This is a genomic window from Bacillus sp. SA1-12 (assembly GCF_000981385.1).
GTDB lineage: Bacteria > Bacillota > Bacilli > Bacillales > Bacillaceae > Metabacillus.
In genome coordinates, this window is record NZ_LATZ01000132.1 from 29,602 (window position 1) to 52,445 (window position 22,844).

Below are 22,844 nucleotides of genomic sequence, written 5' to 3' on the forward strand. Positions count from 1 at the left end.
ACTTTTTTCGCATGATTATCATTATTATCCTTTCTTACATTTTATCATTATAAATTTTATTGGAGGTTTATTTTTCATGTTCTTACTTGGCTCGTCAATTTCTGAATACTCAACAAGTCCATATTTTCCAAAATCTTGTTTTATGGAGTCCGTATCATAAAAAAACATTTTTACGCCATCCATTATCTCAAAATAGTCTTTATTCAATTGTTTACCCTGACCAAACATTGGTGCTTTTTTTGAAACAGTTGTAAAAATCATATATCCATTTGGCTTTAATTGATTATAGCAATCTTTAATAAACTTCTCTCTCTCATTCTTGTTCAATAAGTGGATAAGGGCATGGGAAAATATACTATCATAGAGATTGTTATCAAAAGGCATGTCAGTTACTGAACCATGAAAAATACTGCTATCAAGCCCATTTTTCCTCGCCAAATCAATCGCTGTTTGTGAAATCTCAATTCCTGTAACATTTATTCCATTTTCAATGAAAACCTTCGCATTTCTCCCATATCCAATACCTGGTACCAGTATATCCTTAACATTCCTTTCAAGAAAAAAGTCCTTCGCTAATATTGCGGATTCCGTAGGTTCAAATCCCCACATTGTTTGTTTTTCTATAAAACTTGATTCCCAGAATTCCATTATATCTCTATCTCCTTTATGTGCTATTTTAAATGGGACACTATGTTGCTAGACATTATAAAATGTTAATTATAGATATAACAACTCTTTAATAACTATAATAAGCATCTATCTTTTTGTAAATAGTAATGCCTTAACAATTTACGGAATGTATTCTCATATTTTCATTATTATGCTTGAAGTGCAAAGCTGCACCGTTTGTCGAAAAACATTTCCTTATTTTCTACCCTTCTGATAAAAGAAATAGCTAACCTATGGACAAATCAATACACAAAACTAAATAGTCCGTATTAAATCTCCAACTTTGAACTCCTATAGCTGTATAAGAATGTTTAATTATTTATAAAAAAGGTAAAAGAGAATAATATCATATAAAAATGGAGGCTCGACTTATGGTTGTAAATAAATTTAAAAAAATACTAAAAGATCCTAAAGTAAAGGAAGCAGTAAATGATAAAGTAATACCTGCTATAAAAAAAGAGATAAAAAAGAGAAAAACAGAAAAGTAATGAGAATTTTTCTAGGGAATAAAAAAGACTATATGCATCATCAGTAAGTAAAATAGCCACATCTTTATGTATCAGTGGTTAGACTCTTGTCCTTTTTAATGCTTATCAATGACTTTAATATCATTGACTTGCCGACGATTTTGGCTTCTAACAAGCTTGGAAGCAGCTAAAAAGTAGTTTTATGCAGCTTCTCAAGAATTCAATCACAAATTTCCGCTTTTTTACATATGGTACCTAGATTACACCATATGGAGGGATTCTTATGAGAATTGAGAAAAAGATAACCTATTATGGGTATGATCTCGTAATAAATAATGTATTACACAAGCGATGTTTAAGCTGTAATAAGTGGTATAAATTTGAGCATGAATTGGGGTATTGTAATAATTGTATTACCGATATTCAAAGCCCCTATAATTGGATTTAGCTATTCAAGAACTTGGAAAATTGTATAATAAATTATATAAAACTGTTACCTAATATAATGATTTATCGGAACACAGAGTTAAGGTTAGTACGGAAAAGAAAATTACCCCTAATGGATGATTTTTGCTTTTAATAATTACGGGTGTTGTTATAATTTGTACTGAAAGGACCCTCTAATTTCTTTTATAAGATACGGTACTTACAGCCAAAGTAGAGAGCTGACTGTTTTTATCAGTTTGTTCTCTTCTTTACCACCCTTATCCTTCTTTTTTCACAACTTCTTCAACTAACAATCACCCTCCCAATAATGGAATAAAAAAAAGCGACTCTTAATTGAAGAATTGCACAAATCACCATTGTATTAAGTTGTAGCATCACCCTTGTCCTGATTAAAATCATTGCTGGTCCTTTCCACTATTTTATTTAATTCCCCTGTATCCCCTTTTGCATTGATGATTTCAAGTATTTGTTTTAACCCCTCGTTAATTTGATCATCGTTATCTTTCATCATGTAACCTCCTTATATTAATACCATTATCTTTTTCCACTTTATCATTAAGTATGTTTCTGATTGGATAAAATCTAAACAAATATACCCAATTGCATGATTTGTACTAAGAAATCATCATGATTGGAAGAACCAAGGTTTACTGGTGTTTACAAATCATTAAATACCTCTTAAATTAAAAAAACATGGACTTATTGTTTTTTAATATATTCCTTACTCGCCACTCACTTTCTCTTTAAAGTATCACGTTTTATGAGTGCCAATTGAAAAATTCTCTTTATGAAAAACGAATACAAATGAACTTATTATCGTTCAAATAATTAACCTAAGAATGACATCAATACGGTACTTCCCAACATATAGTGCAATATTGAAGTTATGATTGGGGGAGATTTATTTGTTCATACATGTTGTTCGCAGCGGAGAAACTCTTTGGCAAATTGCCAATCGTTACAACGTGAGTATGAATGGCATCATTCAAGCAAATGGACTGGAAAATCCGAATCGGTTGGTAATTGGTCAATCATTAGTCATTCCAGTGCCTAGCACAACACATATCATTAGAAGCGGTGAAACGTTATGGTTGATTTCCCAGCATTATGGTGTGTCAATCAATTCAATTGTACAGGTGAACCAATTAACGGATCCGAATGTATTAAATCCAGGGATGAAACTAATCATTCCGCCAAGAATCCACATCACCCAGCCTGGAGAAACACTATGGCTTATTGCGAATCGATATGGAGTAACGATACAGAGCATCATTCGTGAAAATAATATTCAAGATCCAAACCTGATTTATCCTGGTTTACAGTTAAGAATTCCTCATCGTAAGCCAAACATAGAAGTAAATGCATATTCGTATCAATCAGATGCATCAGGAGCCCAAACCATTCGGGAACTTGGTGATTTTCTTACGTATCATAGTCCTTTTGCTTACCTCATTAACGAAAATGGGGAATTGCAACCGGTGAGTGACGAATTAATGATTGCTGCTGCAAGAGCTGAAAATGTGGTTCCAATGATGTCGATCACAAACTTCACATCAACTGCAGCAGGTTCGAATTTAGCCCATACTATTTTGGCTACCCCGGAATTACGTGATAGAGTAATCACTAATATGCTTCGGATTATGGAGCAAAAAGGATATCGGGGAGTAAATATCGATTATGAAAATGTATTGCCTGCTGATCGGGAGAATTACAATCAGTTCCTCCAGCTTACTGTTGACCGGCTGCATCCAAGAGGATATTTTGTTTCTACTGCAGTTGCTCCAAAAGTGAGTGCGACGCAGGCAGGTCTATTATATGAAGCGCATGATTATGAGGCTCATGGAAGAATTGCAGACTTTGTCGTCCTCATGACCTATGAATGGGGTTACCGGCTTGGACCGCCGCAAGCGATCTCACCGATTAATCAAATGAGGCGAGTCGTAGAGTATGCACGATCTGTCATGCCGACAGAAAAGATCTTTTTAGGTTTTCAAATTTATGCAAGAGATTGGCTTTTGCCTCATGTTCAAGGTCAAGAGGCTGAAACTTTTAGTACCCAGGAAGCGGTCGCTCGTGCTGTAAATTACGGTGCCTCTATTCAATATGATAACGTTACACAATCACCATTTTTCCGATACGTTGATGAACAAGGCCGTAGTCACGAAGTTTGGTTTGAGGACGCACGGAGCGCTCAAGCAAAATTCGACCTGGCCAAAGAATTTAATCTCCGTGGAATCAGCTATTGGGCACTAGGATATCCATACCCATCGAACTGGGTATTACTAAATGAAAATTTTAATATAAGAAAAATAAATCAATGATAGGTTGACATAAAAATAAGAAAAAAGTGATTATACAGTGATGGATAAATGGTGGTATGCACCGAGCTTCCAGCACTGTTTTTTTGTAAATCCCCAGCATTTTCCCTATTAAACTCTTTTTATTACCATGTATAGCTTAAAATGATTATTTACAATATCTCCTTTTTATTAAATAAACCTTTGAGAGTCCTACTCCTTACACGTTATCGGAACAAGAAAAAGGCTATGCCTCCTTAAGCATCCTCCCTAGTAGTAAAATGAGGTTGTACGTTAACGAATTTTAAGCCCAACATTCACTATCATAAATTAAGTTTGATTTTCATTGAAAAATGATTTACAAACTATTAGCTGGTTTAGATGAAGTAAATATTTCTCAATCTTACTTTTGATATAAGAATTATTTCGGTATCTTTACTGGATTTTCCAACAATGATTGATACAGATTCGTTTATTGTTTTTCAAAGATTTTGTTTTTAAAAAAATCCATAAAAACAGATTTAGGTTTTCCTTTTAAATAAATAAAGTCAATACTAATATTCGATTTCACAGGAGGAGTCATTTCTACTCTAAATAACTTTTTATTTTCTATTTCTTTTCTTACACAATGCTCAGGTAAAAAACTAATGCCCAGACCTTGTAATACTAAATTTTTGGCTGTTTCCATATTATCGACTTCTACATAGATATTCGGATTTATACCATTACTTTGAAAGAGACGGTGTACGATAAGCCAATCGATAGATCCATAATCAAAAAAGATGAGAGGCTGTTTACTTACATCCTCTACTGTTATTTTTTCTTCTTTTAAAAAAGCATGCTTTGAAGGTACAACAAGGCTAATAGGATCATTGTATAGATGAATTGATTCTACTTGAGGGTGGTTTTCTGTTCGTATAATACCAAAGTCAACCTCTTTGTTAATGACTTTATGTAGAATATCTTTAGAATGACCTGTTATCATTTTGATTCTAACATCCTTAAACTTAGCTTTAAAAGCTGGTAAAATCTCAGGGAGAATGTTGTTGGAAATGGACAAAGCACTCCCTAACACTAGCTCAAAAGGAACAGTTACTTGTTGTAATCCAACCTTTGCTTCCTGATAAGATTGAAGAATTTTTTGTGCGTGCGGATAAAAATATTCTCCCTTTTCAGTTAAAGAAATGTTCTTTCCGTTTCGATGAAAAAGCTTTAAATTAATCTCACGTTCAAGGGATTGAATTCGTGCTGTTACAGAAGGCTGAGTTAAATAAAGAGCCTCTGCTGCTTTATTGAAACTACCTAGCTGACAAACATAAATGAAGGCTTCTATATTTTCAATATTCATATTTACTGCTCCTTATTTCAGTTCACCATTGTGTTTATCTAATTAACCTAATTGCTTCTGATGATTATGACCCGCAGCAGCTTTAATGACCGATTTGGCTAAAATTTCTGTTGGATCAATGATACAAATATCTTGTGATGAGTTAAGTACAAGTGGAATCTCTGTACAACCTGCTATTATAGCTTCTGCCCCTCTTTTTATTAATTTATTTGCCACAGTTGAAAGGAATAAACGTCCTTTATCTAAATCACTTTCTTTAATTGCATATATTCCTTCCATCACTTCTTTTTGCATTTGCATATCAGGCTCTATGACATGAATATGAAAGATTTGGCAACTAGATTGATACAGCTTTGTATTGATTGTCCCATCAGTAGCTAACAAACCTGCATTTCTAATATTATTTTCGTGTAAAAAGCGGGCTGTTTCTAACGGCATATGCAGAATCGGAATACTAACAGACTTTTTTATTGATTTATAGTAAAAGTGAGCAGTATTACATGCCATTACAAGGAAATCCGCACCAGCACTTTCTAGTCTTTGAGCTGATTGTATAATAAAAGGAGCAGGATCTGACCCTTTTCCTAAAATAGCTGTCGTTCGATCAGGTATTTGTGAAAAATTGTCCACGATAATATGGATATGATCCTGGTCTTTCTTTGCAGGGGTATTAGATATTATTTTATTCATTAAATCAACAGTTGCTAATGGTCCCATTCCGCCAATAATCCCAACTACTTTTTGCATTTTATTCACCACTTATAGTTAAATTTTTAAAAAAAGTTTTTAAAATACTTATCTTCATTATAATTTTTAATCTAAGTGATGAATGATAGAAATATTCTATTCACTAATAGAAACAATAAATTGATTACCTTCTAATGAATAAAGCGGATAACCAACTTTCTATTTTAAAAGCAAATTTATAACACAACAGCCTATAAAAAGATAAAAGACCTTCAATTCAGAAGATCTTTCCTTTATCGTCAATGACATTTTCGTATAAAGCCTTATAACTGCTTTCAGCATTGAATGACTCATATACTCTATCTTATTACCATTTCCAAGGAGGATTTCTGACTTCGCTTGTTTTTAACTTTCCTCTTTTTTCAAAGTCTCTATAATGGATGATCTCTGAGAGAATCTTGCAATCATCTGCTTTTTCAAACTCTACTCTTGCCTCATCCTTATCATCATACTCAAACATTTTGATGCTGTCTTGTAAAAAAAGGGTTAAAATCCACACATCAATTCCTCCCTGGAAATTTAGATTAAAGAATCTTTAAGAACGAACTAAATTCGAAATGAATTAGCTGTTTCATATCATCTGGCTGAAGGGAACAAGTATGTAATAACAGATTCATAACGTTCCTCATTTACTTGATTCTTTGTTTGTTATCTCTAGGATCTTTTATGACTTGCTTCGATGAAAACATTTCTTTTCTTCTCCAATATATTCTCATCTATCATATTCCTTTTTTAGGGCTATGAAACCTATTCACTAAACAGTTTAAAAGCGATTGTAATCAGCCAGCCAACAGCAAGCGTACCCGATAGATATGTAAAAATATCAAGGAATATCTCCATCATGATTCCTCCTCTTATCGTATTAACTGGGATTTTTCAGAAATGAAGCCAAATCCCTTTTTGTAAAGTGGTGAGGATGCTTGCTGCTTCATGCTGATCCTAAAAACACTAGGCAAATAGTTAAATCCGCAAAAATTAAAGCGTTTACAAATATTTCTATTTAGTAGTCAGCTCCTTTCCTTCTAAATCAATGCCATTATAACAAGTGATTCTTAAAAATATGTCGAACCAACAGAAATTCACTTAATTGTAAATAGACTGTTAACTTCCGTTAACAAACCGTTATAAAAACGAATAATTGTCTTATAGATGAAATCGTGCTTCTCACTTAAATCTAACCAACTGCTGGAATCCCTTTTTATCGACAAACAAAAAATCCTCTGCATAGCAGCAAAGGATTCAATTAACTTTACGATCTATTCAACATTGCAATACTTGATGTTTTAAATTCGGCCATGACGATTGGATAGTCAGCAATCCCCTTTTTTTCGGTCAAATTTAGGATCGTTTATCCCACTTACTTCTCACTTAAACTGGAGATTCCTTTTCCATTTTAAATAAAATGCTAACCTTCAATTCTTCCATTCTTTTTTCCTCTTTTAAGTAGAGCTGCTCTGCCTCTTCTAGTGTAATTTCCATAAAACGAATGGTTTCACCAGGTTTTAATTGTGCAATGACAGGAAGATCAACTGATACGACATTGGCTATTCTTGGATAACCCCCAGTTGTCTGCCGATCTGCGAGCAGGATAATTGGATTTCCATCCTGGGGTACTTGAATGGTTCCATGGGAAACAGCCTCAGAAATGAGGTCGAATGATTCTTTTAGCTCTAATATAGGACCTGAGATTCGGTACCCCATACGGTCGGATTTTGGTGTGATTTGAAACTCTTGAGAAAAAAATTGTGATTGGCTCGCTTGTGTGAACCGATCGAACTCTCCTCCAAGGATGACACGAATCATTGGTGCTTGTTTCAACTTCTTAAAAGGCACTGCATTGACAAACCAAGTAGTTACAAGAAATGAACGGGATTGACATTTCCTTTTCAAGTGTTGAAAAAGGGCATTCATATTTTGCGGGATTGGATGACTGTGTAACCTATCCCCTTTTTGTAAAACTCTCCCTTTATAACCGCCGATTCCTCCCCTTAAATAGGTACTTTTGCTGTTCATCACTTCTGGAATCGCAAAGCCGCCTGAAACGGCTAGATACGAACGGCAGCCTGACTTGCATGCTTTAAATTGAAGAACACTCCCTTTTTTTATATAGACAGGTCGCCATTGCGGGACAGCTTCGCCATCAATGGCAGGCGATAAGTCACCCCCAGTAACCGAAATTAAGCAGTCCTCCTCAAATATGAATGAAGTCCCCATTAAGGTGACTTCCACAGCAGCCTCGCCCTCTTCGTTCCCAACAAGCAAATTGGCAATTCGGAGAGAGAACGTGTCCATTGCACCACTAACAATGACCCCGTATTTTTGAAAGCCATACCTTCCTAAATCTTGAATACTGGCATGTAAACCAGGACGAATCACTTTTATGCTCATAGCGTCTTCTCCTTGTAAGCTTGATATTCTTCAAGAGAAATAGGCACGAACTTGACAATGTCACCTGATTGGAGAAGTGTAGGAGGATGTTCATTTGGACAAAAAAGTTCAAGTGGTGTTCGGCCAATTAATTGCCAGCCGCCAGGAGTTGAAATCGGATAAACACCTGTCTGCATACCTGCAATCCCGACTGATCCTACAGGTATTGATAAACGTGGAGAATGCCGACGAGGTGTCGCAATTTTTTCTGACATCCCGCCCAGATAAGGAAATCCTGGGGCAAAACCTAACATATATACAAGATATTCTTCTTTCGAGTGAATATCCACAACGTCACTTGTTGATAGATGATGATAATCTGCAACAGCCTCTAAATCGGGACCAAACTCCCCTCCATAACAGACAGGTATTTCGACCACGCGCTGCATAGACTCTTGACTCTCTTCAAGATTCTTTATTATCTCGTTGAGGATTGCGCAAACAATTTTATAAGGTGACATATTCTTCTCTACTGGAATCTTATCTTTGTCGTAGTTTTGATAAACCCGCAATGTATGATAAAAAACAGTCACACTTGTAAAGGCAGGAACACATTCAATATAACCAGTAAAGGATTCTTTTTCAAGATGATCAACGAACGCTTTCACTTTTCGGTGTATCGCAGGATGAATTTCCGTTCCAAATTGGACACTGATTGAGGAATCCCCCATAGGTTTGAATTCTATATTTGTTTTTCCATCGAAAATGGTATGAAGCATTCCATCACCTCTTTTCCGTATTTTGGAACTATCGTTTTATTGATAGGATATATAAAATTATTTTAATTATCAAAAAATAAAAAGACAAGAATTATTCGCTAAAATGCATCATGCAAATATTGAACGGTTACGTCTTACCTATTTTCTGGCCTGCTCTCACGAATAGATGATTGATGTACAATATGTTCATTTTATGCTATTATTCGAAACAACTGTTCCTTAATTCCGAATTCTATCAATTATCTCTACATTCAGATTAATAAATCGACTCTAACCTGCCGATCATTCTTAGGGTTTTCCTTACTTTTTAAAGCAATAGGTGATAAATACACTTAATCTGTCTATTAATATCCCCTTTTTATTGTAATCATTATATTGTCCAACACGGTGTTTAGTATAATTAATCAACTTTTCAATAGATCGAAAGGAGAAGTTTTTGTTGTATCAGATTGATTTAAATTGCGATTTAGGAGAAAGTTTTGGCGTTTATAAGCTGGGAATGGATGATGAGATTCTAGATTTTGTTACATCAGCAAACATCGCCTGCGGTTTTCATGCAGGGGATCCATCCGTCATGCGTAAAACGGTTTGTCTTGCTCTTTTGAAGGGAGTTAAGATCGGCGCTCATCCGGGACTTCCTGACTTAATGGGCTTTGGCCGGCGGAACATCAGCATTTCTCCTCAGGAGGCCTACGACATCGTCATCTACCAAATTGGAGCTCTTTATGGATTTATTAAAGCAGAAGGTGAAAGAATGCAGCATGTAAAACCGCATGGTGCCTTGTATAATATGGCTGCAAAAAACAGAGAACTAGCAGAAGCAATTGCGGAAGCTGTTTTTAAAATTGACCCGCATCTCATTCTTTTTGGCCTTGCAGGCAGTGAGTTAATACACGCTGGAGAAAAAATCGGGCTGCAAACTGCACAAGAAGTATTTGCTGATCGTACCTATCAGTCAGATGGCTCGTTAACGCCGCGAACACATCCTGACGCACTCATCCATAAAAATGAACTAGCACTCTCTCAGGTTGTCCGTATGATAAAGGAAGGTAAGGTTCTTACACAGGAAGGTGCCGATATTTCAGTCAAAGCGCATACTGTTTGCATACACGGAGATAGCCCTGAAGCACTAACATTCGCCCGGCAAATTCGTGAAACGCTTGAAACCTCTGAAATAACAATAAAAGCCTTTAGTAAATAAAGCGAGACTTATCGGATCTTTACGGGCGGTAAACTAAAACTATATACTTCTTTGCTTCATTGAATCTTATAATTAGGTTTACTGACCGTTAAGAGGGGATAAAGCGAGACTTCCATAAGTGAGGGGTTTTCTTCATCCATCCACTTATGGGTAGCGAGACTTATCGAATCTTTACGAACAGTTAACTACAACTATACTTCATTGAATCTTAATATTAGCTATACTGACCGTTAAGAGGGGATAAAGCGAGACTTATCGGATCTTTATCAGAAAATGGAACAGCTTAAAACAATTTCGAAAAAGACTATTTGGTGCGAACAACAAACAGTCACTCAATAGCTAGATCCCCCTTCAAGTTAATCAGCTATATAAGCAAAAATCCACCCTATCATCGAGCTAAGCTCAATGGTAGGGTATTATTCTTTATTTAGCTTAATTTCATGGTTGGACACTCAAAAAGTGATTCCACTTTACGATCGTTACCGATTAGAATTGCTTTTCCCAGACGGCTGATTGTACCGAAACCATGCATTAGCAAGACAACATTTTATCTACTTTCAATAATAGCGCTCCATGCGGTTCTATGTTTTCTGCAAGGAATTTCGTATCATGAATTCCTAAATCCTCATCCGTCCAATAATTGCTTAGCTTACATTTCCCCGGTAAATCCACTTCATACGTCGCAGGCTCTTCACCCCAGTTAAACAAACAAACGAGAGTGGCATTCGCTGTTTCTATTCGCCCTATTCGGAAGTCAGCGCTTTCAAATCTGGCTGCCATGTACCTTTGCTCCAGGCATTTTTTTAGCCTGCCATTATTCTCTTTGGAGAGTTCAGTTACCTTATCTCCTGACAGCACCATTCCGCCTGAAGCCACAATATAAGTGGCATGGAAAAGAAACTCCTCGTTACGGACATTTGATTGATTTTTAATGCGTTGCTTTCCATCTGGCTCGATAAGTTTCGTACTGGAATTTTTCAAAACAACACAATCCGGATCATTCACCCAAAGACGATTATGCTGCCAATTGCGGAAGAAGCATTGTTCAGCAAGTAAAGAAATAGTAGTCCATTTTCTTGAGATATCATTCGTGACCCGCATCCCGTGAACGGTACCTAAAGACGGCCACATCGGTGCATTACAACCGAGCAGAAAACTATCTTCTCCTGCACCATCTAATATGGCTTTCATTCCTCTGCGGTAAGCCTCTACTCTCGTCACATTGGAATCGTAAAAATGTCCTCCATGCATCGCACCCCACATATTGGCATCCAGCTTGAAATACTTGCATCCCCATTCTTCACGTATTGTTCGGAATACATCATATAAGTACTGCTGGGCTTGGGGATGTGAGCCATCCAGCATATACCAAGGACCACGGCGCCATCCCCCGAAAGATACTTTACTTGATAGAAGCGGCTTCCCGGTTTCATCTTTTACAAACCAATCTGGATGCTCCTGAAACAGTTTCGATTTTTCTTCGGCAATGAACGGCGCAACCCAAATTGCTGGTTCAAAGCCCTTCTCCTTTATACGCGCGCACAAGGATTGAATGTTACTGGAAAAGTTTGGCGCAGGAATAAGCCAGTCCCCCATATAGGCTTGGTATCCGTCATCAATTTGAATATAGTGTAAATCAGGAACATGCTGGCTGATCGCATCCATGTTGTCGGAAATATCTTGTTCAGTGATATTTGGACCATAACAGTACCAGGAACACCAGCCCGTTGGAATCTCAGCAGTCACAAGCTTCGGGTGGTTTATTTGGATTCGTTCTGCCAATTGATCGAATAGCGCTTCCCGGTCATGTCCGGTGGCAAAAACGAACTCCTCCAGCTCCCATTCTTGCTTCGGTTCAAGCGTTAACTCTTCTGTATCAAGTACAATTTCAAAAGAGCTTTCATTCATGCGGAATTCTCCATTAAACCGGTGGCACGAAGAGAAGCCCAGAAGAACGTGACTGGAATCCTTGAGCGTTAGAACAGCTAGGTTATATACTGTCTGAAACCCTTCTTTTTGCGGAATTTTATAATGATCCCGATCGCTATATTTTCCTAGAGGTTGAAGGGATGAAAGATCCCCTTTGTATTGCGAAAGCATGTTGTAGCCTTCGCCATAGACCATTTGCACAGGAGCTGATTCAAAATTTTTTTTGAAAAGCACAACCTCTTTTACCTTTACTGGCTGGTCTGTTTGATTCTTCAGAGTGGTTGTACAGACGTTATTCTTCCATTCTTTCGTTAAATCAAGTAATTGGTCTGAAGTGTTTACTAATCTAACTTCTGTACCGGCATGCTTCAGTTCTGTTATCGATAACATGTTATCTTCCTTTCTTCCTACAAAAAGGCAGGGTATAAGTGAGTCACCGGATTCACTTATACCCTACTTATCGTATGAATTACTTTTTCATTTCATCATATCTCTGGCTCTCTTCTCCCATTACTTTGTCGCCACTCATTTACTTTCACTTTTTGACAAATTGATCGATCTGTATGATCGGTCTTGTTCCGGTAAAAAAGTCAATAAAATTCATAGCGGTAAATCCGCCCTGCTAACGTATAGCGAATACGCTTACATTAAGTTAGATAACTTATTTAATCATTCTCAGCATGATCCAGCATTTTTATTGATTAGTTCAATCAAGGAAGCATGGATAGAAGTATGATGATCAACATAAAATAGAAATTACGCATTCTTTAACTCTAGAATTCATGTGCGGTTTTTTCAATGTAGTGGAAAGTAGATTGCAAGACTATTAGTTATTGTTCCTTTGGTCTGAATTAACCCTGATTCTCATGTCGCCGATGTATTGAGAGTACAAGTTTTTAAGGATAGATCGTTTTGTCTTAGAACCAATAACTTCATTTTATTTTGGAGATAAATCGTTGTCAACATTCGCAATAATGGAATTGATTCTAAATTGATTGCTGTGACAGACGCCTCTAAATACTAAAGAAAACGAAAATCATTTTATACTCTACATTTTCCTAAGACATTATTTTTAGAAAATTGCTACCACTCTTTTAATAACAAGAAAAACGGGATGTACTCTAATCCAAATGTCCCTTTATGTATACACTTTAATGTTTGGTATAAAAAAATGCCGCCTTTTTAAGGGCAACATAAAAGTTAATACTGTATGTGCTTCCTGCCTTCTCAAAACTTAACAACAAAACTTCTTTATTTTTGGTAGAACATTATTTTAAACCATCGCGATATTTATCATGAATCATTGACTGTAATATAGTTGCAGAAATATTTAGTGTTTCATCGAAATTAAAAATGTCTTCTTTTATATCTTCCTCCTTTTTGAGAGTAGCTACTTCATTATTAATTTTCTCCATTTTAAAATCTAACTCAGAAGCAGAAAGTGCTGCATCTTTTAAATCTTTTTTAATCCTCTCAGGTATTTCCTTGTCATATTTATAGTATATTTTATGCTCCAAACTTGCCCAAAAATCCATCGCAATTGTACGTATTTGAAGTTCCACAAACACCATTTCGACTTTGTCAGACATAAAAACAGGGATTTTTATTATTAAATGGAGACTTTGATAACCGTTCGGTTTTTGATTCTTTATATAATCCTTCCGTTTAACTACCTCTATATCCTTTTGTTTTTCAATCATCTGACTTATTTTATAAACATCCGTAATAAAGGGACAAACAATCCGAATACCCGCAATGTCTTTAATATTCTCTTTAATGGATTCCAAGGAAAAACTAATGTTCTTCCTGTGCAGCTTTTTTAAAATACTCTCAGGTGATTTTAGTCTTGAATTACAATGTTCAATTGGATTGTATTCATGGATGTAAAGAAATTCTTCTTTTAGAATATTTATTTTGGTATTCATTTCATCCAGCGCAAATTTATAAATCAATGAAAACCTTTTTAATTCGTTTCTAATATCCCTAAGCTTCATTCTATGCTGCTGGGTTAATTTGTCCATTTATAAAATTTCTCCTTTTGGTTACATGTTTCTTTTTGAATACTAAAAACCATCTTTTAACGAATCGATATTAAAAGAGACACCATCCCTTCGAAGGAATGTCTGCTCTTCAACTATGAGAATGTAAGACTTATAAGTAGCAAAAAATTATGAAGTTGAATACAGCTAAAAAAGACTGTTTCTTACATAAATTAAAATCTATATTCGAACTGATACACAGATTACGATTCAATATTCTCTTAGATCCCTTTAATTTTATTTTGCCCAATGCGATGTTACATTATGGCTTTAAATGAATGTCGAATGACATCTCCGCGGCTAATGATTCCAACCAACACTCCGTTACGTTCTACCGGCAGTTTTTTAATTTGTTTTTTTCCTAAGATGGCTGCAATATTTTCTAATTCTTCATTCCATGAAACCTTGATCACTTTTCTTTTCGCGATTTCAAGAACATTTTTATTAAGCAATCTTTGTATTCTTTCGTCAAATACTTCATCATCCCCTTGAATAAAGAAACTATAGTTAAACGTATTAAAAAATCGATCCTCATGCTTCCCGATATACCGCATAATATCCCCGTCGCTTATATACGCTATAATTTCGTTTCTGTCATTTACAATAGGGAGCCCGCTGATATAGTATTTAATGAATATCTCAATGACAGTTCGGACGGTATCGTTTTCCTTTACTTTATAGACTTGTTTATTCATGATTTCATATGCTTTCATAAAGATTCTCCTAACAAGAAATAATATCGTCCATCATTTCACCCTAAAGATAATACGGCGCCTAACTATATGCGTAAAAAACACATTATTCTAGTATTTCTAAGATATCTACATTAAATCTGATGAAAAAAGTTGAACTAAACCAATCAATTAATAAGGCACCTAACTATCTATTTAGACGGATGCATGACACTTTTTTCATGCAATCCGCAACATCATACGGGAAAATTATTTTGTTCTTTTGCCTCATGTAAGCCATCTTTAATTTTTACTAGCAGATTCACCAAAAGCTGTTGCTCTTCTTCGGTTGTCTTGGAGAAAATCTTCGTCATATGACCCTTATAAAGGGGCATTAATGTATTCAAGACGCTATTTCCTTTTTCCGTTAAATAAATGGCTGTTTTTCTCCGGTCATCGAGAATGCTCCTTCTAATAAATCCATCCTTTTCCAGACCATCAAGTAACCCCGTCATGGTGGACCGTGTTACTCTTGCCTCATTAGCTAACTCTGAAGGGTTAAGAGGGCGTTCATTGTTTAGTATAGATATTAGAACTTTTAATTTTCCATTGGACAGTTCAAAATACGATAACTTGGAAGTCAGCTCATGTTCCAACTCACGTGACACTCCCAATAATTGAATTAATACGTCAAAGTGATGATCCCAAAAAGGCAGGTTTTTCTTTATATTTGGATTTACATACTCGTTCAATGAATCACCTTCTCAAAATAATAAGTAACCTAATTATATGGCGCCGTATTATTTTTTGTCAAGATGACTATATCTGACCAACGTGTTAGAGTTAGATTGTATATGAGTTATACTTTCCTACTCAATTATCAATTATTTTTCTATAGTGATATAACACATAAAATCAAAAAATGTGTATTAATTCGCGCGTAGATAGAAATTGATCTCAGAATTATTTTGTAATGGAAAGAGGTTAATCCCCAGTTGAAAAAGCAACGGGGGACTGACCCTTTTTTCCGCTTGGTTTAAATTCAAAAATTTATTTACCACACCCATACCAACTGTTGGTTTGTAGGCACTCCTAGTTGTAGGTGTATTCCTCGTTTTCCAAAACTAAAAAGACACCTGTGTTCGGTATGAAATCTATAAACCAAAAAACATATTTTAGCTTATCCCAAATCTATATTATTATTTTTCACTTAAGTTCCCATTCTCTTAAAATACCCAGCTATAGCCGGAAAACTCATGAATTCTTTCTTCATGTCACGAAATGAAATCACCTTATTTCCTCTTGTAAGCTCAAAATCCAGTGATGATTCATGACAGTTCAATGGAGCTTGATGAAATGTATCCGTATAGAATTTGCTGGCCTCTTGCTCGCTGCTAGCAAAAATAAAGACAAAATCATTCTGATTCATCTTCAATGAATAGATGCCAACCTTATGAAAACCTAATACATTGTTCTCAATCAGTGTTTCGCTACCTTCTGATGATCTGCTTGATCAAGATCTATTTTGGATATGTTGTCATCCAATGAAATTTTCTCTTCTGTTAGTAAATGATGAATGTAATGAGCCAATGTGGATTCTTCAAAGCGGATTGAATCCAGGTAAAGATCTTCTACAATCACGTAATATCACCTCGATATGAGAATTTTTCATGTCTATCATCTTCCTCAATGGTTATTCAGAGGTTAGACGCTGTTCCTTTTACTCTTCAATCTTTCCTGTATACTCGTTGTAATTCACTTTAATGATTCCAACAGGGCCATTTCGGTTTTTCGAGACAATGATTTCAAGGGATTGATCCTGAGTTTCCTTGTCATAATATGCTTCACGGTACAAGAACAAAATGACATCGGCGTCTTGTTCAACACAACCGGATTCGCGAATATCTGACATCATCGGCCGTTTATTGACTCTTGCTTCCACCGATCGATTTAGCTGCGCTAAACAATAACTGAACAATGAAAATCCTTTGCCATTGTTTTGATTGATTTGGATATTTCAGTTACTTTTGAATGGGTATTCCCTCCGTATAATTGACTAGGCTGAATGAGTGTTAAGTAATCAATAAAAATGATCGGTTTTTTGGTTGGATACTGATTCATCAAATTTCGTGTTTTCGCTCTCATCTCAGCAATTGTTTGTCCAGCCCCATCAAAAATGTGCATATGAGTTTCGTTGAGATAATGGATCACATCCGACCATTTATTCTTTTGCTCTTCACTTAACATTCTTTTCGGATCCCGCATTTTTGTACGGTTAAAGCCTCCTATCGATGCAATTAACCGAGTGGTAATCGACCTTTCAGGCATTTCCAAGGAAAAGACGAGCGGCAGAAAACCTGCCCATCCCGACATTTTAGCAAAATGAAGCATGACGTCGGTTTTTCCCATCGATGGCCTTGCTGCTATAATCGTCACTTCCCCATCCTGAAAGCCACCTGTCACCTCGTCAAGCCTTTTGATACCCGTTGTTGCACTTTGCAGGATTTTTTGTTCTTCCCAAGGTGCCTCATAGATATTTGCCAATGCTTGTTGTAAGGAGGTGTGATCATCCGTCCTCATTTGGTTTATTTTATCTAATTCACCTATTACCTTAGGAATCTCCCAATCATAATTGGCTGCTACTATTAAAATGTTTCTCTTTTCCCGTTCTTTCCATTGATCAAGAATAAGCTTCTCAAATCCTTCAAATTTCTCAACGTCTGCAAACGATAACACCTATGAAAGGTATGACATTCCACCTAATGAGTCGAGGTCAGGTCAGGTTGTTAATGAGATCAAATCAATACTCTTTCCCGTTTGGTTTAATTCCACCATCCTGCGCATTATTTCTTTATGCCGTGTACTTTCCAGTTGTTCAGGCTGAATGACGGTATCTTTAAGAAGGTACTCTGCCTTCATTAAACTTCCTAAGAACGCTTTTTCCACAATACTCATGACTCTTCACATGTCGTAAGATGAAAATCTTTTAATTTTGAATGATAACCATCTATAACAGGTTCTTCGTCATTATGATGGATATATTTCCCCCGGTTTTTAATGACAAGTTCACTTGTTTCAGGATTGTACCTAATTAACTTGTGATGCCGGGTGAAACGTTCGATTAACGATTGAACAGTTATAACCGAATAACCTAAATCAAGCGCCATTTGTTCCTTCGTCATTGGATAGACCCCATTCTTAGTTGTATTTGGATTCGTAAGAAGATAAATGTAAAAATACTTTTCCTCAATGTTCATCTCCTTCGATACAATCGGATCTTTCCAAAAATCAGTATGTACCACTCTATAATTTTCCATTTTTAATCCCTACCTTTCAGTTATCCCGCATTTTCATTTTTCGACCTACAACCATAACTTTTTATTACAATTATTTCGCCACATAAAAAACATAGTGGAGCAAACCACTTTTGCCCCTCCCTTCTCTACTGTTCCCCACGATCATTTTCTCCTTTGTCTTTGCTAATTCACTAAAATTCCTAAAGATATTCAACAATTTAGATTGATATGTTGAATAATCAACTATTTGCGGTAATTTAACCATTGAATGCATCTAGTTTTTATTTAAAATTGTAAACATATGGTGATTAATCAATCAGTGATGATTTTTGTTAAGTTAAAATCATTGTTCAACATTATACAAATATAGTAAAAAACAAAATTAAGAGAGGGTGTGATTTATGATGTCTATCCAAGATAAAGTTGTTATTATTATGGGTGCCTCAAGTGGAATAGGTGAAGCAACTACCAAGAAACTTGCGCAAGAAGGAGCAAAATTAGTGATTGCTGCTCGCGTGAAGATCGCTTGAAAGCTCTTAGTGAATCATTGCCAAATGCTGAAATACCATATGCTGTTGCCGATGTATCGAATAAAGAGGAAGTACAGGCCGTTGTCGATCTGGCAGTTGAAAAATATGGTCGTGTAAATGTACTCTACAACAATGCTGGAGTTATGCCCACTGCGCCGCTTTCAGAAACTCGCTTTGATGAATAGCGTCAAATGGTGAATATTAACATAATGGGTGTTTTAAATGGAATTGCTGCTGTATTACCTATTATGAAGAAACAACAGTCTGGTCACATTATTTCCACTGATTCAGTAGCTGAACATGTTGTTTATCCAGGGTCTGCTGTATACTCTGGGACAAAGTTTACAGTTAGAGGGTTTTATGGAGGGATTGCGCCAGGAAGAAAGAGAAAATAATATTCGTTCAACGATCATTTCACCAGGTGCTGTAAGTGCTGAACTTTATACAACAATTAATACTCATGAAGATCGAGAATGGGTAAAGAACCTTATGGATTCAGGAGAAGGTTTTTCTTTGAAATCAAGCGATATCGCAGATGCATTAGCTTGTGCGATTAGTACACCTGATACTGTTGCGGTAAGTGAAATCTTGATTCGTCCAACAAAACAAGTTATCTAATTGATTTTGCGATTAATGAAAAAAGGATTCGCCCTGCCAGAAAATCCCCATAATATTTTCTAATTAAAAAATTGCCTCATAGCTTGTTGGGGCAATTTTTTAAAATAATTTGCTGGTTTACTTGTTTGCTTTCATTCATGATTAAAATATATCAGGAGGCTTTTGGATGAGAATAAAATTTAAGTGGATAATATTGTTTATTTTGGCCGCTTCAACGTTTCTAACAGCTTGCGGTAACAATCAAAATGGTAACAACGTCAGTAGCGATGATCATCTTGATACGAATCAAAGTGGTGAACAAATTGTTCCATCTGATAAATCAAACAACGAGATTAGTGAAGGTTCTACTATTGATAGTGGGGGTCCAGATACATTGGAAGATATAAGAATAAAATTAACGTTTAACAACGAAGAAGTTATTGTAAAAATGTTTGATAATCCAACAAGCAGGGATTTTATGACATTACTCCCATTAACAATAACCTTAGAAGATTATGCTGGAACCGAAAAAATTAATTACCTACCAAAAAAATTATCTACAGAAGAAGCTCCATCTGGCAGTAATCCCTCAGTTGGAGATTTCACTTATTATTCTCCCTGGGGGAATTTAGCCATCTTTTATAAAGATTTCGGGTATTCAAATGGACTTATTAAATTAGGCAAGATTGAATCTGGTGTAGAAAAGTTAAAAAGTATGGATGGCGATTTTACAGTTACAATTGAAAAAATTTAAAAACAGAATAGACTTTCTACCATATGATTTAATAATGCTTCGATTCTTAATGGTTTAGTGTTAATACTACCTGCTCTAATAGTGTTCTTGAGACATTTGTCATCTATAAAAACTTGTAAGCAAATGATAACAACACAAAAAACCACTCCCTTATGTTTTATAGGAAGTGGTTTTTGTTTCTTATGGTAAATTCTTTATAAACACAACCTTAAGATAGTTGCCTTCTGGGAATTCTTTTATTGATTTAAAGTCTTTTGGAAGGGAGAATTCGTCAACTAGTTGATATCTTCTGTTTGATTCTCTAAATGCAAGATCAATAAAACTTTTAAATTTATTCATATTAAAAGAGCTTGAATTGGTAGATGCTACAATGATCCCCTCATCTTTTGTAATAGCAATGGCTTCCTTTAAAAGATTTTTATAGTCCTTTTCAGCGCTAAATACCATCTTTTTTGACCTTGCGAAGCTCGGGGGATCAAGTATAACCAGGTCAAAGCTTAGCTGTTTTTTTACAGCATATTTAAAATAATGGAATACATCTTCAACAATTATATCCTGTGATTCAATATCTATCCCGTTCAACCGAAACTGCTCTATGGTCTTGCTTAAGCTTCTATTTGCTAAATCTACACTTGTCGTTTTAACTGCTCCTCCTAGGGCAGCAAACACTGAAAACGCGCCTGTATAAGAAAAGGTGTTTAGTACATCCTTTCCGTTCGCATATACATCCCGGATTTTTCTTCGTACATCTCTTTGATCTAAAAATACACCAACCATCGCATTTTCATTTAAGTATACAGCAAAATTCTCTCCATTTTCTTTCACGATAAGCGGAAATGTTCCTCTTTCTCCCGTTACAAAATCATCTTCTTCAATATATTTCCCGTTATCATCAAATCTTTTCTTTTGATAAACGGCTTTAAAGTGAGTCAATTCTTTAAGCGCATTTATAATATAATCCCGAAAGCGGTAAATTCCTTTGCTGTACCAGCTGATTAAATAGTAGCCATCAAAATAATCAATGGTTAATCCGCCCAACCCATCGCCTTCGCCGTTTACTACTCTGAATGCATTAGTATCTACGCTATTAAAAAAATCCTCTCTATATTTGATCGCGTCCTTCATTTTATTCATAAAAAATCTTTGGTCAATCTGTTCATTCTCGCTTCTGCTAAAAACCCATCCATACCCCTTATTTTGTTTGCCAAAATAGCCTTTTGCTATGAATTTATTCTTTTCATCAACGAGTCGGATAAAGGTTCCTTCCTCAACAGATTCGTCCAAGTTAAGTATAGCTTCCTTCGATATGAGCGGATAACCACTTTTATATTTATTTACAAACTTGCCCTTTACCTTTAAAGTGACTTCTTTTTTCATCTTATCATCCTATTACTATTTTTTATCCCCTTTTAATAAAAGGTGGAGTGAAGAGATCTAATTTTTCGCATTTAATTGGTTCACTATGCTTAATAGTAAACTGTTCAATAACTATAGCATATAATTTGAATTTCTTCTTCAACATTCTGGACCCGATTGCGGAAGATCATATAGGATCGTATGATTCTTCTTGAAGAAAAGCTACCTGTTAGCTCACAAATTATTTAAACAAGATATTTTCTTCTCTAGAACAACATGTCCAATATTGTTTATCGCAGTATTAATTGCCCAAACGTTAATTTGAGTAGTTACTTTGCCTTTTTCATCATTGCCTTATTACCAACACTTCGATCATAATAGGAAATTTTCAGTTTATTAAGTCAATACAAAATGGATTTTGCGACTGATAATATCTTGTTTTATCGTAGGATGACCTTAACTGTCGCCGATCGGGCACTCGTGCTGATCATCGAGCTAAGATATGGATTGCCGTTGTACTTCTTACGGTAAGCGTTATCAATCAGATCATTAATTGGTCCGTCGACCTGCTCAAAACTGACTTCTTTCGTCATGCCGGCGACAGTGATTCTTCCTGCCTTCTGCTTTACCGCGGCCTTGTACCAACGTGAGTTCTGCCCGTAGTAAGCACGCACATAGAGGGATTCGTCAACCACAACGGACCAAACCCATGTCGGGGTGCCGTAGGTTATTCCATCCTCACGGAACGGTGAAATGTGCAGGTCATCGGCTACAGCAATCTTATTTAGTTCGTCTTTCAACCATTTAGACATTGTGTATTTCCTCCATTAACCTTTTTGTTGTTAATTTTATACAAAAACGGATTGCTTTCAATGGTTAAATAATCGCAAAATGTTGATTATTTTACAGATGAATCAACATTGTTCATTATCAGCCGCTCATCTCGTGAAGAATTCCGGCTTATATATTTTTTATCGGTAATAGAATCTGTCAATTCCCCTCAATCTGCGAATCGTTTCCGTACCTTCAACATACCTCATATACAAAGAGACCTTTTCATGAAAGGTCCCCAAATTACTTATAAGAGTCTTTGTTTTGACTGAAATTCCAATATAGATGATTAATCCTCTTTATCTTTACCTTTTTTACATTGATTCCTTTTCTTTTTAATACTTCAATTATGGTATCAATTGTTTTCATACTTATCTCCTTTAAGAAACTAATATAATGGAAGAATGTAAATAAACAATCTTCTAGGATAGAAATATAATTACTTCTGCTAATAAGGAATATCATCATATTTAATAACATTCTGTGTTCGTAATAGAACCTTCTATTGATCTTAATATT

At 35.6% G+C, this 22,844-nt stretch carries 21 protein-coding genes and 2 pseudogenes; 4 read left to right on the forward strand and 19 right to left on the reverse strand.

Going from position 1 to position 22,844, the window contains the following annotated elements; translation table 11 throughout:
- Window positions 1-24: 24 nt before the first annotated feature.
- Together WQ54_RS28800 and WQ54_RS34450 are read right to left on the reverse strand one after the other, a co-directional pair.
- The gene (locus WQ54_RS28800) at window positions 25-648 is read right to left on the reverse strand and encodes a bifunctional 2-polyprenyl-6-hydroxyphenol methylase/3-demethylubiquinol 3-O-methyltransferase UbiG (protein ID WP_084822373.1); all 624 of its coding nucleotides are present in this window, start codon (window positions 646-648) and stop codon (window positions 25-27) included.
- 1,296 nt (window positions 649-1,944) lie between these two features.
- The gene (locus WQ54_RS34450; protein WP_197089691.1) at window positions 1,945-2,094 is read right to left on the reverse strand and encodes a hypothetical protein; all 150 of its coding nucleotides are present in this window, start codon (window positions 2,092-2,094) and stop codon (window positions 1,945-1,947) included.
- Between the two features lie 394 nt (window positions 2,095-2,488).
- Between WQ54_RS34450 and WQ54_RS28805 the strand changes: the two genes are divergently transcribed.
- The gene (locus tag WQ54_RS28805) at window positions 2,489-3,904 is read left to right on the forward strand and encodes a LysM peptidoglycan-binding domain-containing protein (RefSeq protein WP_046589860.1); all 1,416 of its coding nucleotides are present in this window, start codon (window positions 2,489-2,491) and stop codon (window positions 3,902-3,904) included.
- Window positions 3,905-4,352: 448 nt separating this feature from the next.
- Here WQ54_RS28805 and WQ54_RS28810 read toward each other — a convergent pair whose 3' ends face one another.
- The 5 genes from WQ54_RS28810 to pxpB form a co-directional block, all read right to left on the reverse strand.
- Entirely contained in the window at window positions 4,353-5,228 is an 876-nt protein-coding gene (locus WQ54_RS28810; RefSeq protein WP_046589862.1) for a LysR family transcriptional regulator, read from the reverse strand.
- A gap of 42 nt (window positions 5,229-5,270) precedes the next feature.
- Window positions 5,271-5,975, reverse strand: a complete 705-nt coding sequence (locus WQ54_RS28815) for an aspartate/glutamate racemase family protein (protein ID WP_046589864.1) — start codon at window positions 5,973-5,975, stop codon at window positions 5,271-5,273.
- A gap of 307 nt (window positions 5,976-6,282) precedes the next feature.
- Window positions 6,283-6,474 carry a hypothetical protein gene (locus WQ54_RS28820; RefSeq protein WP_046589866.1) on the reverse strand — a complete coding sequence of 64 codons (192 nt, stop codon included), beginning with the start codon at window positions 6,472-6,474 and terminating at the stop codon, window positions 6,283-6,285.
- An 869-nt stretch (window positions 6,475-7,343) separates the two neighbouring features.
- Complete coding sequence (locus WQ54_RS28825) at window positions 7,344-8,363, reverse strand: biotin-dependent carboxyltransferase family protein (protein ID WP_046589868.1); 1,020 nt, start codon at window positions 8,361-8,363, stop codon at window positions 7,344-7,346.
- Window positions 8,360-9,121, reverse strand: coding sequence for a 5-oxoprolinase subunit PxpB (pxpB, locus tag WQ54_RS28830; RefSeq protein WP_046589870.1), 762 nt, complete (start codon window positions 9,119-9,121; stop codon window positions 8,360-8,362). Before pxpB ends, WQ54_RS28825 begins: the two co-directional genes overlap by 4 nt.
- 439 nt (window positions 9,122-9,560) lie before the next feature.
- Between pxpB and WQ54_RS28835 the strand changes: the two genes are divergently transcribed.
- Complete coding sequence (locus tag WQ54_RS28835; RefSeq protein ID WP_046589872.1) at window positions 9,561-10,322, forward strand: LamB/YcsF family protein; 762 nt, start codon at window positions 9,561-9,563, stop codon at window positions 10,320-10,322.
- 531 nt (window positions 10,323-10,853) lie between these two features.
- On the opposite strand, the gene WQ54_RS28840 is transcribed toward WQ54_RS28835, so the two are convergent.
- The 9 genes and pseudogenes from WQ54_RS28840 to WQ54_RS28870 form a co-directional block, all read right to left on the reverse strand.
- Complete coding sequence (locus tag WQ54_RS28840; RefSeq protein ID WP_052738032.1) at window positions 10,854-12,641, reverse strand: alpha-galactosidase; 1,788 nt, start codon at window positions 12,639-12,641, stop codon at window positions 10,854-10,856.
- An 878-nt stretch (window positions 12,642-13,519) separates the two neighbouring features.
- Window positions 13,520-14,245, reverse strand: coding sequence for a GTP pyrophosphokinase family protein (locus WQ54_RS28845; protein WP_231597681.1), 726 nt, complete (start codon window positions 14,243-14,245; stop codon window positions 13,520-13,522).
- Window positions 14,246-14,547: 302 nt separating this feature from the next.
- The gene (locus tag WQ54_RS28850; RefSeq protein ID WP_046589876.1) at window positions 14,548-15,003 is read right to left on the reverse strand and encodes a CBS domain-containing protein; all 456 of its coding nucleotides are present in this window, start codon (window positions 15,001-15,003) and stop codon (window positions 14,548-14,550) included.
- Window positions 15,004-15,218: 215 nt separating this feature from the next.
- The gene (locus tag WQ54_RS28855; protein WP_052738033.1) at window positions 15,219-15,713 is read right to left on the reverse strand and encodes a MarR family winged helix-turn-helix transcriptional regulator; all 495 of its coding nucleotides are present in this window, start codon (window positions 15,711-15,713) and stop codon (window positions 15,219-15,221) included.
- A 458-nt stretch (window positions 15,714-16,171) separates the two neighbouring features.
- Window positions 16,172-16,396 carry a hypothetical protein gene (locus tag WQ54_RS35030; RefSeq protein WP_231597682.1) on the reverse strand — a complete coding sequence of 75 codons (225 nt, stop codon included), beginning with the start codon at window positions 16,394-16,396 and terminating at the stop codon, window positions 16,172-16,174.
- Between the two features lie 44 nt (window positions 16,397-16,440).
- Window positions 16,441-16,602, reverse strand: coding sequence for a hypothetical protein (locus WQ54_RS35035; protein WP_231597683.1), 162 nt, complete (start codon window positions 16,600-16,602; stop codon window positions 16,441-16,443).
- 79 nt (window positions 16,603-16,681) lie between these two features.
- Window positions 16,682-17,541: pseudogene (locus WQ54_RS35770) on the reverse strand (DnaB-like helicase C-terminal domain-containing protein).
- A gap of 198 nt (window positions 17,542-17,739) precedes the next feature.
- Window positions 17,740-17,916, reverse strand: a complete 177-nt coding sequence (locus WQ54_RS35050; RefSeq protein ID WP_231597687.1) for a DnaB-like helicase N-terminal domain-containing protein — start codon at window positions 17,914-17,916, stop codon at window positions 17,740-17,742.
- Window positions 17,913-18,278: a hypothetical protein gene (locus WQ54_RS28870; RefSeq protein WP_046589878.1), complete on the reverse strand. Its 366-nt coding sequence runs from the start codon at window positions 18,276-18,278 to the stop codon at window positions 17,913-17,915. Before WQ54_RS28870 ends, WQ54_RS35050 begins: the two co-directional genes overlap by 4 nt.
- A gap of 380 nt (window positions 18,279-18,658) precedes the next feature.
- Between WQ54_RS28870 and WQ54_RS28875 the strand changes: the two are divergent.
- Window positions 18,659-19,405, forward strand: a pseudogene (locus tag WQ54_RS28875) (SDR family oxidoreductase).
- 166 nt (window positions 19,406-19,571) lie between these two features.
- A complete protein-coding gene (locus WQ54_RS34455; RefSeq protein WP_084822374.1) occupies window positions 19,572-20,138 on the forward strand; it encodes a cyclophilin-like fold protein in 567 nt (188 codons plus the stop codon).
- A gap of 180 nt (window positions 20,139-20,318) precedes the next feature.
- Here the strand turns inward: WQ54_RS34455 and WQ54_RS28885 are convergent, their stop codons facing one another.
- From WQ54_RS28885 to WQ54_RS35380, 3 genes are all read right to left on the reverse strand, one after another.
- Window positions 20,319-21,515, reverse strand: a complete 1,197-nt coding sequence (locus WQ54_RS28885; RefSeq protein ID WP_046589880.1) for a class I SAM-dependent rRNA methyltransferase — start codon at window positions 21,513-21,515, stop codon at window positions 20,319-20,321.
- A 419-nt stretch (window positions 21,516-21,934) separates the two neighbouring features.
- Window positions 21,935-22,306 (reverse strand): DUF2255 family protein, encoded by a 372-nt coding sequence (locus tag WQ54_RS28890; protein ID WP_046589882.1) that lies wholly within the window; start codon window positions 22,304-22,306, stop codon window positions 21,935-21,937.
- 262 nt (window positions 22,307-22,568) lie between these two features.
- Window positions 22,569-22,694 carry a hypothetical protein gene (locus tag WQ54_RS35380; protein WP_269431600.1) on the reverse strand — a complete coding sequence of 42 codons (126 nt, stop codon included), beginning with the start codon at window positions 22,692-22,694 and terminating at the stop codon, window positions 22,569-22,571.
- Between the last annotated feature and the right edge of the window lie 150 nt (window positions 22,695-22,844).

Coding starts and splice junctions, on each gene's coding strand:
- WQ54_RS28800 (WP_084822373.1), bottom strand. CDS start 648: ATGGAATTCTGGGAATCAAGTTTTATAGAAAAACAAACAATGTGGGGA.
- WQ54_RS28845 (WP_231597681.1), bottom strand. CDS start 14,245: ATGAAGCTTAGGGATATTAGAAACGAATTAAAAAGGTTTTCATTGATT.
- WQ54_RS28825 (WP_046589868.1), bottom strand. CDS start 8,363: ATGAGCATAAAAGTGATTCGTCCTGGTTTACATGCCAGTATTCAAGAT.
- WQ54_RS35050 (WP_231597687.1), bottom strand. CDS start 17,916: ATGAGTATTGTGGAAAAAGCGTTCTTAGGAAGTTTAATGAAGGCAGAG.
- WQ54_RS28890 (WP_046589882.1), bottom strand. CDS start 22,306: ATGTCTAAATGGTTGAAAGACGAACTAAATAAGATTGCTGTAGCCGAT.
- WQ54_RS28840 (WP_052738032.1), bottom strand. CDS start 12,641: ATGTTATCGATAACAGAACTGAAGCATGCCGGTACAGAAGTTAGATTA.
- WQ54_RS28885 (WP_046589880.1), bottom strand. CDS start 21,515: ATGAAAAAAGAAGTCACTTTAAAGGTAAAGGGCAAGTTTGTAAATAAA.
- WQ54_RS34450 (WP_197089691.1), bottom strand. CDS start 2,094: ATGATGAAAGATAACGATGATCAAATTAACGAGGGGTTAAAACAAATA.
- WQ54_RS28850 (WP_046589876.1), bottom strand. CDS start 15,003: ATGAAAGCATATGAAATCATGAATAAACAAGTCTATAAAGTAAAGGAA.
- WQ54_RS34455 (WP_084822374.1), top strand. CDS start 19,572: ATGAGAATAAAATTTAAGTGGATAATATTGTTTATTTTGGCCGCTTCA.
- WQ54_RS28815 (WP_046589864.1), bottom strand. CDS start 5,975: ATGCAAAAAGTAGTTGGGATTATTGGCGGAATGGGACCATTAGCAACT.
- pxpB (WP_046589870.1), bottom strand. CDS start 9,121: ATGCTTCATACCATTTTCGATGGAAAAACAAATATAGAATTCAAACCT.
- WQ54_RS28810 (WP_046589862.1), bottom strand. CDS start 5,228: ATGAATATTGAAAATATAGAAGCCTTCATTTATGTTTGTCAGCTAGGT.
- WQ54_RS28870 (WP_046589878.1), bottom strand. CDS start 18,278: ATGGAAAATTATAGAGTGGTACATACTGATTTTTGGAAAGATCCGATT.
- WQ54_RS35380 (WP_269431600.1), bottom strand. CDS start 22,694: ATGAAAACAATTGATACCATAATTGAAGTATTAAAAAGAAAAGGAATC.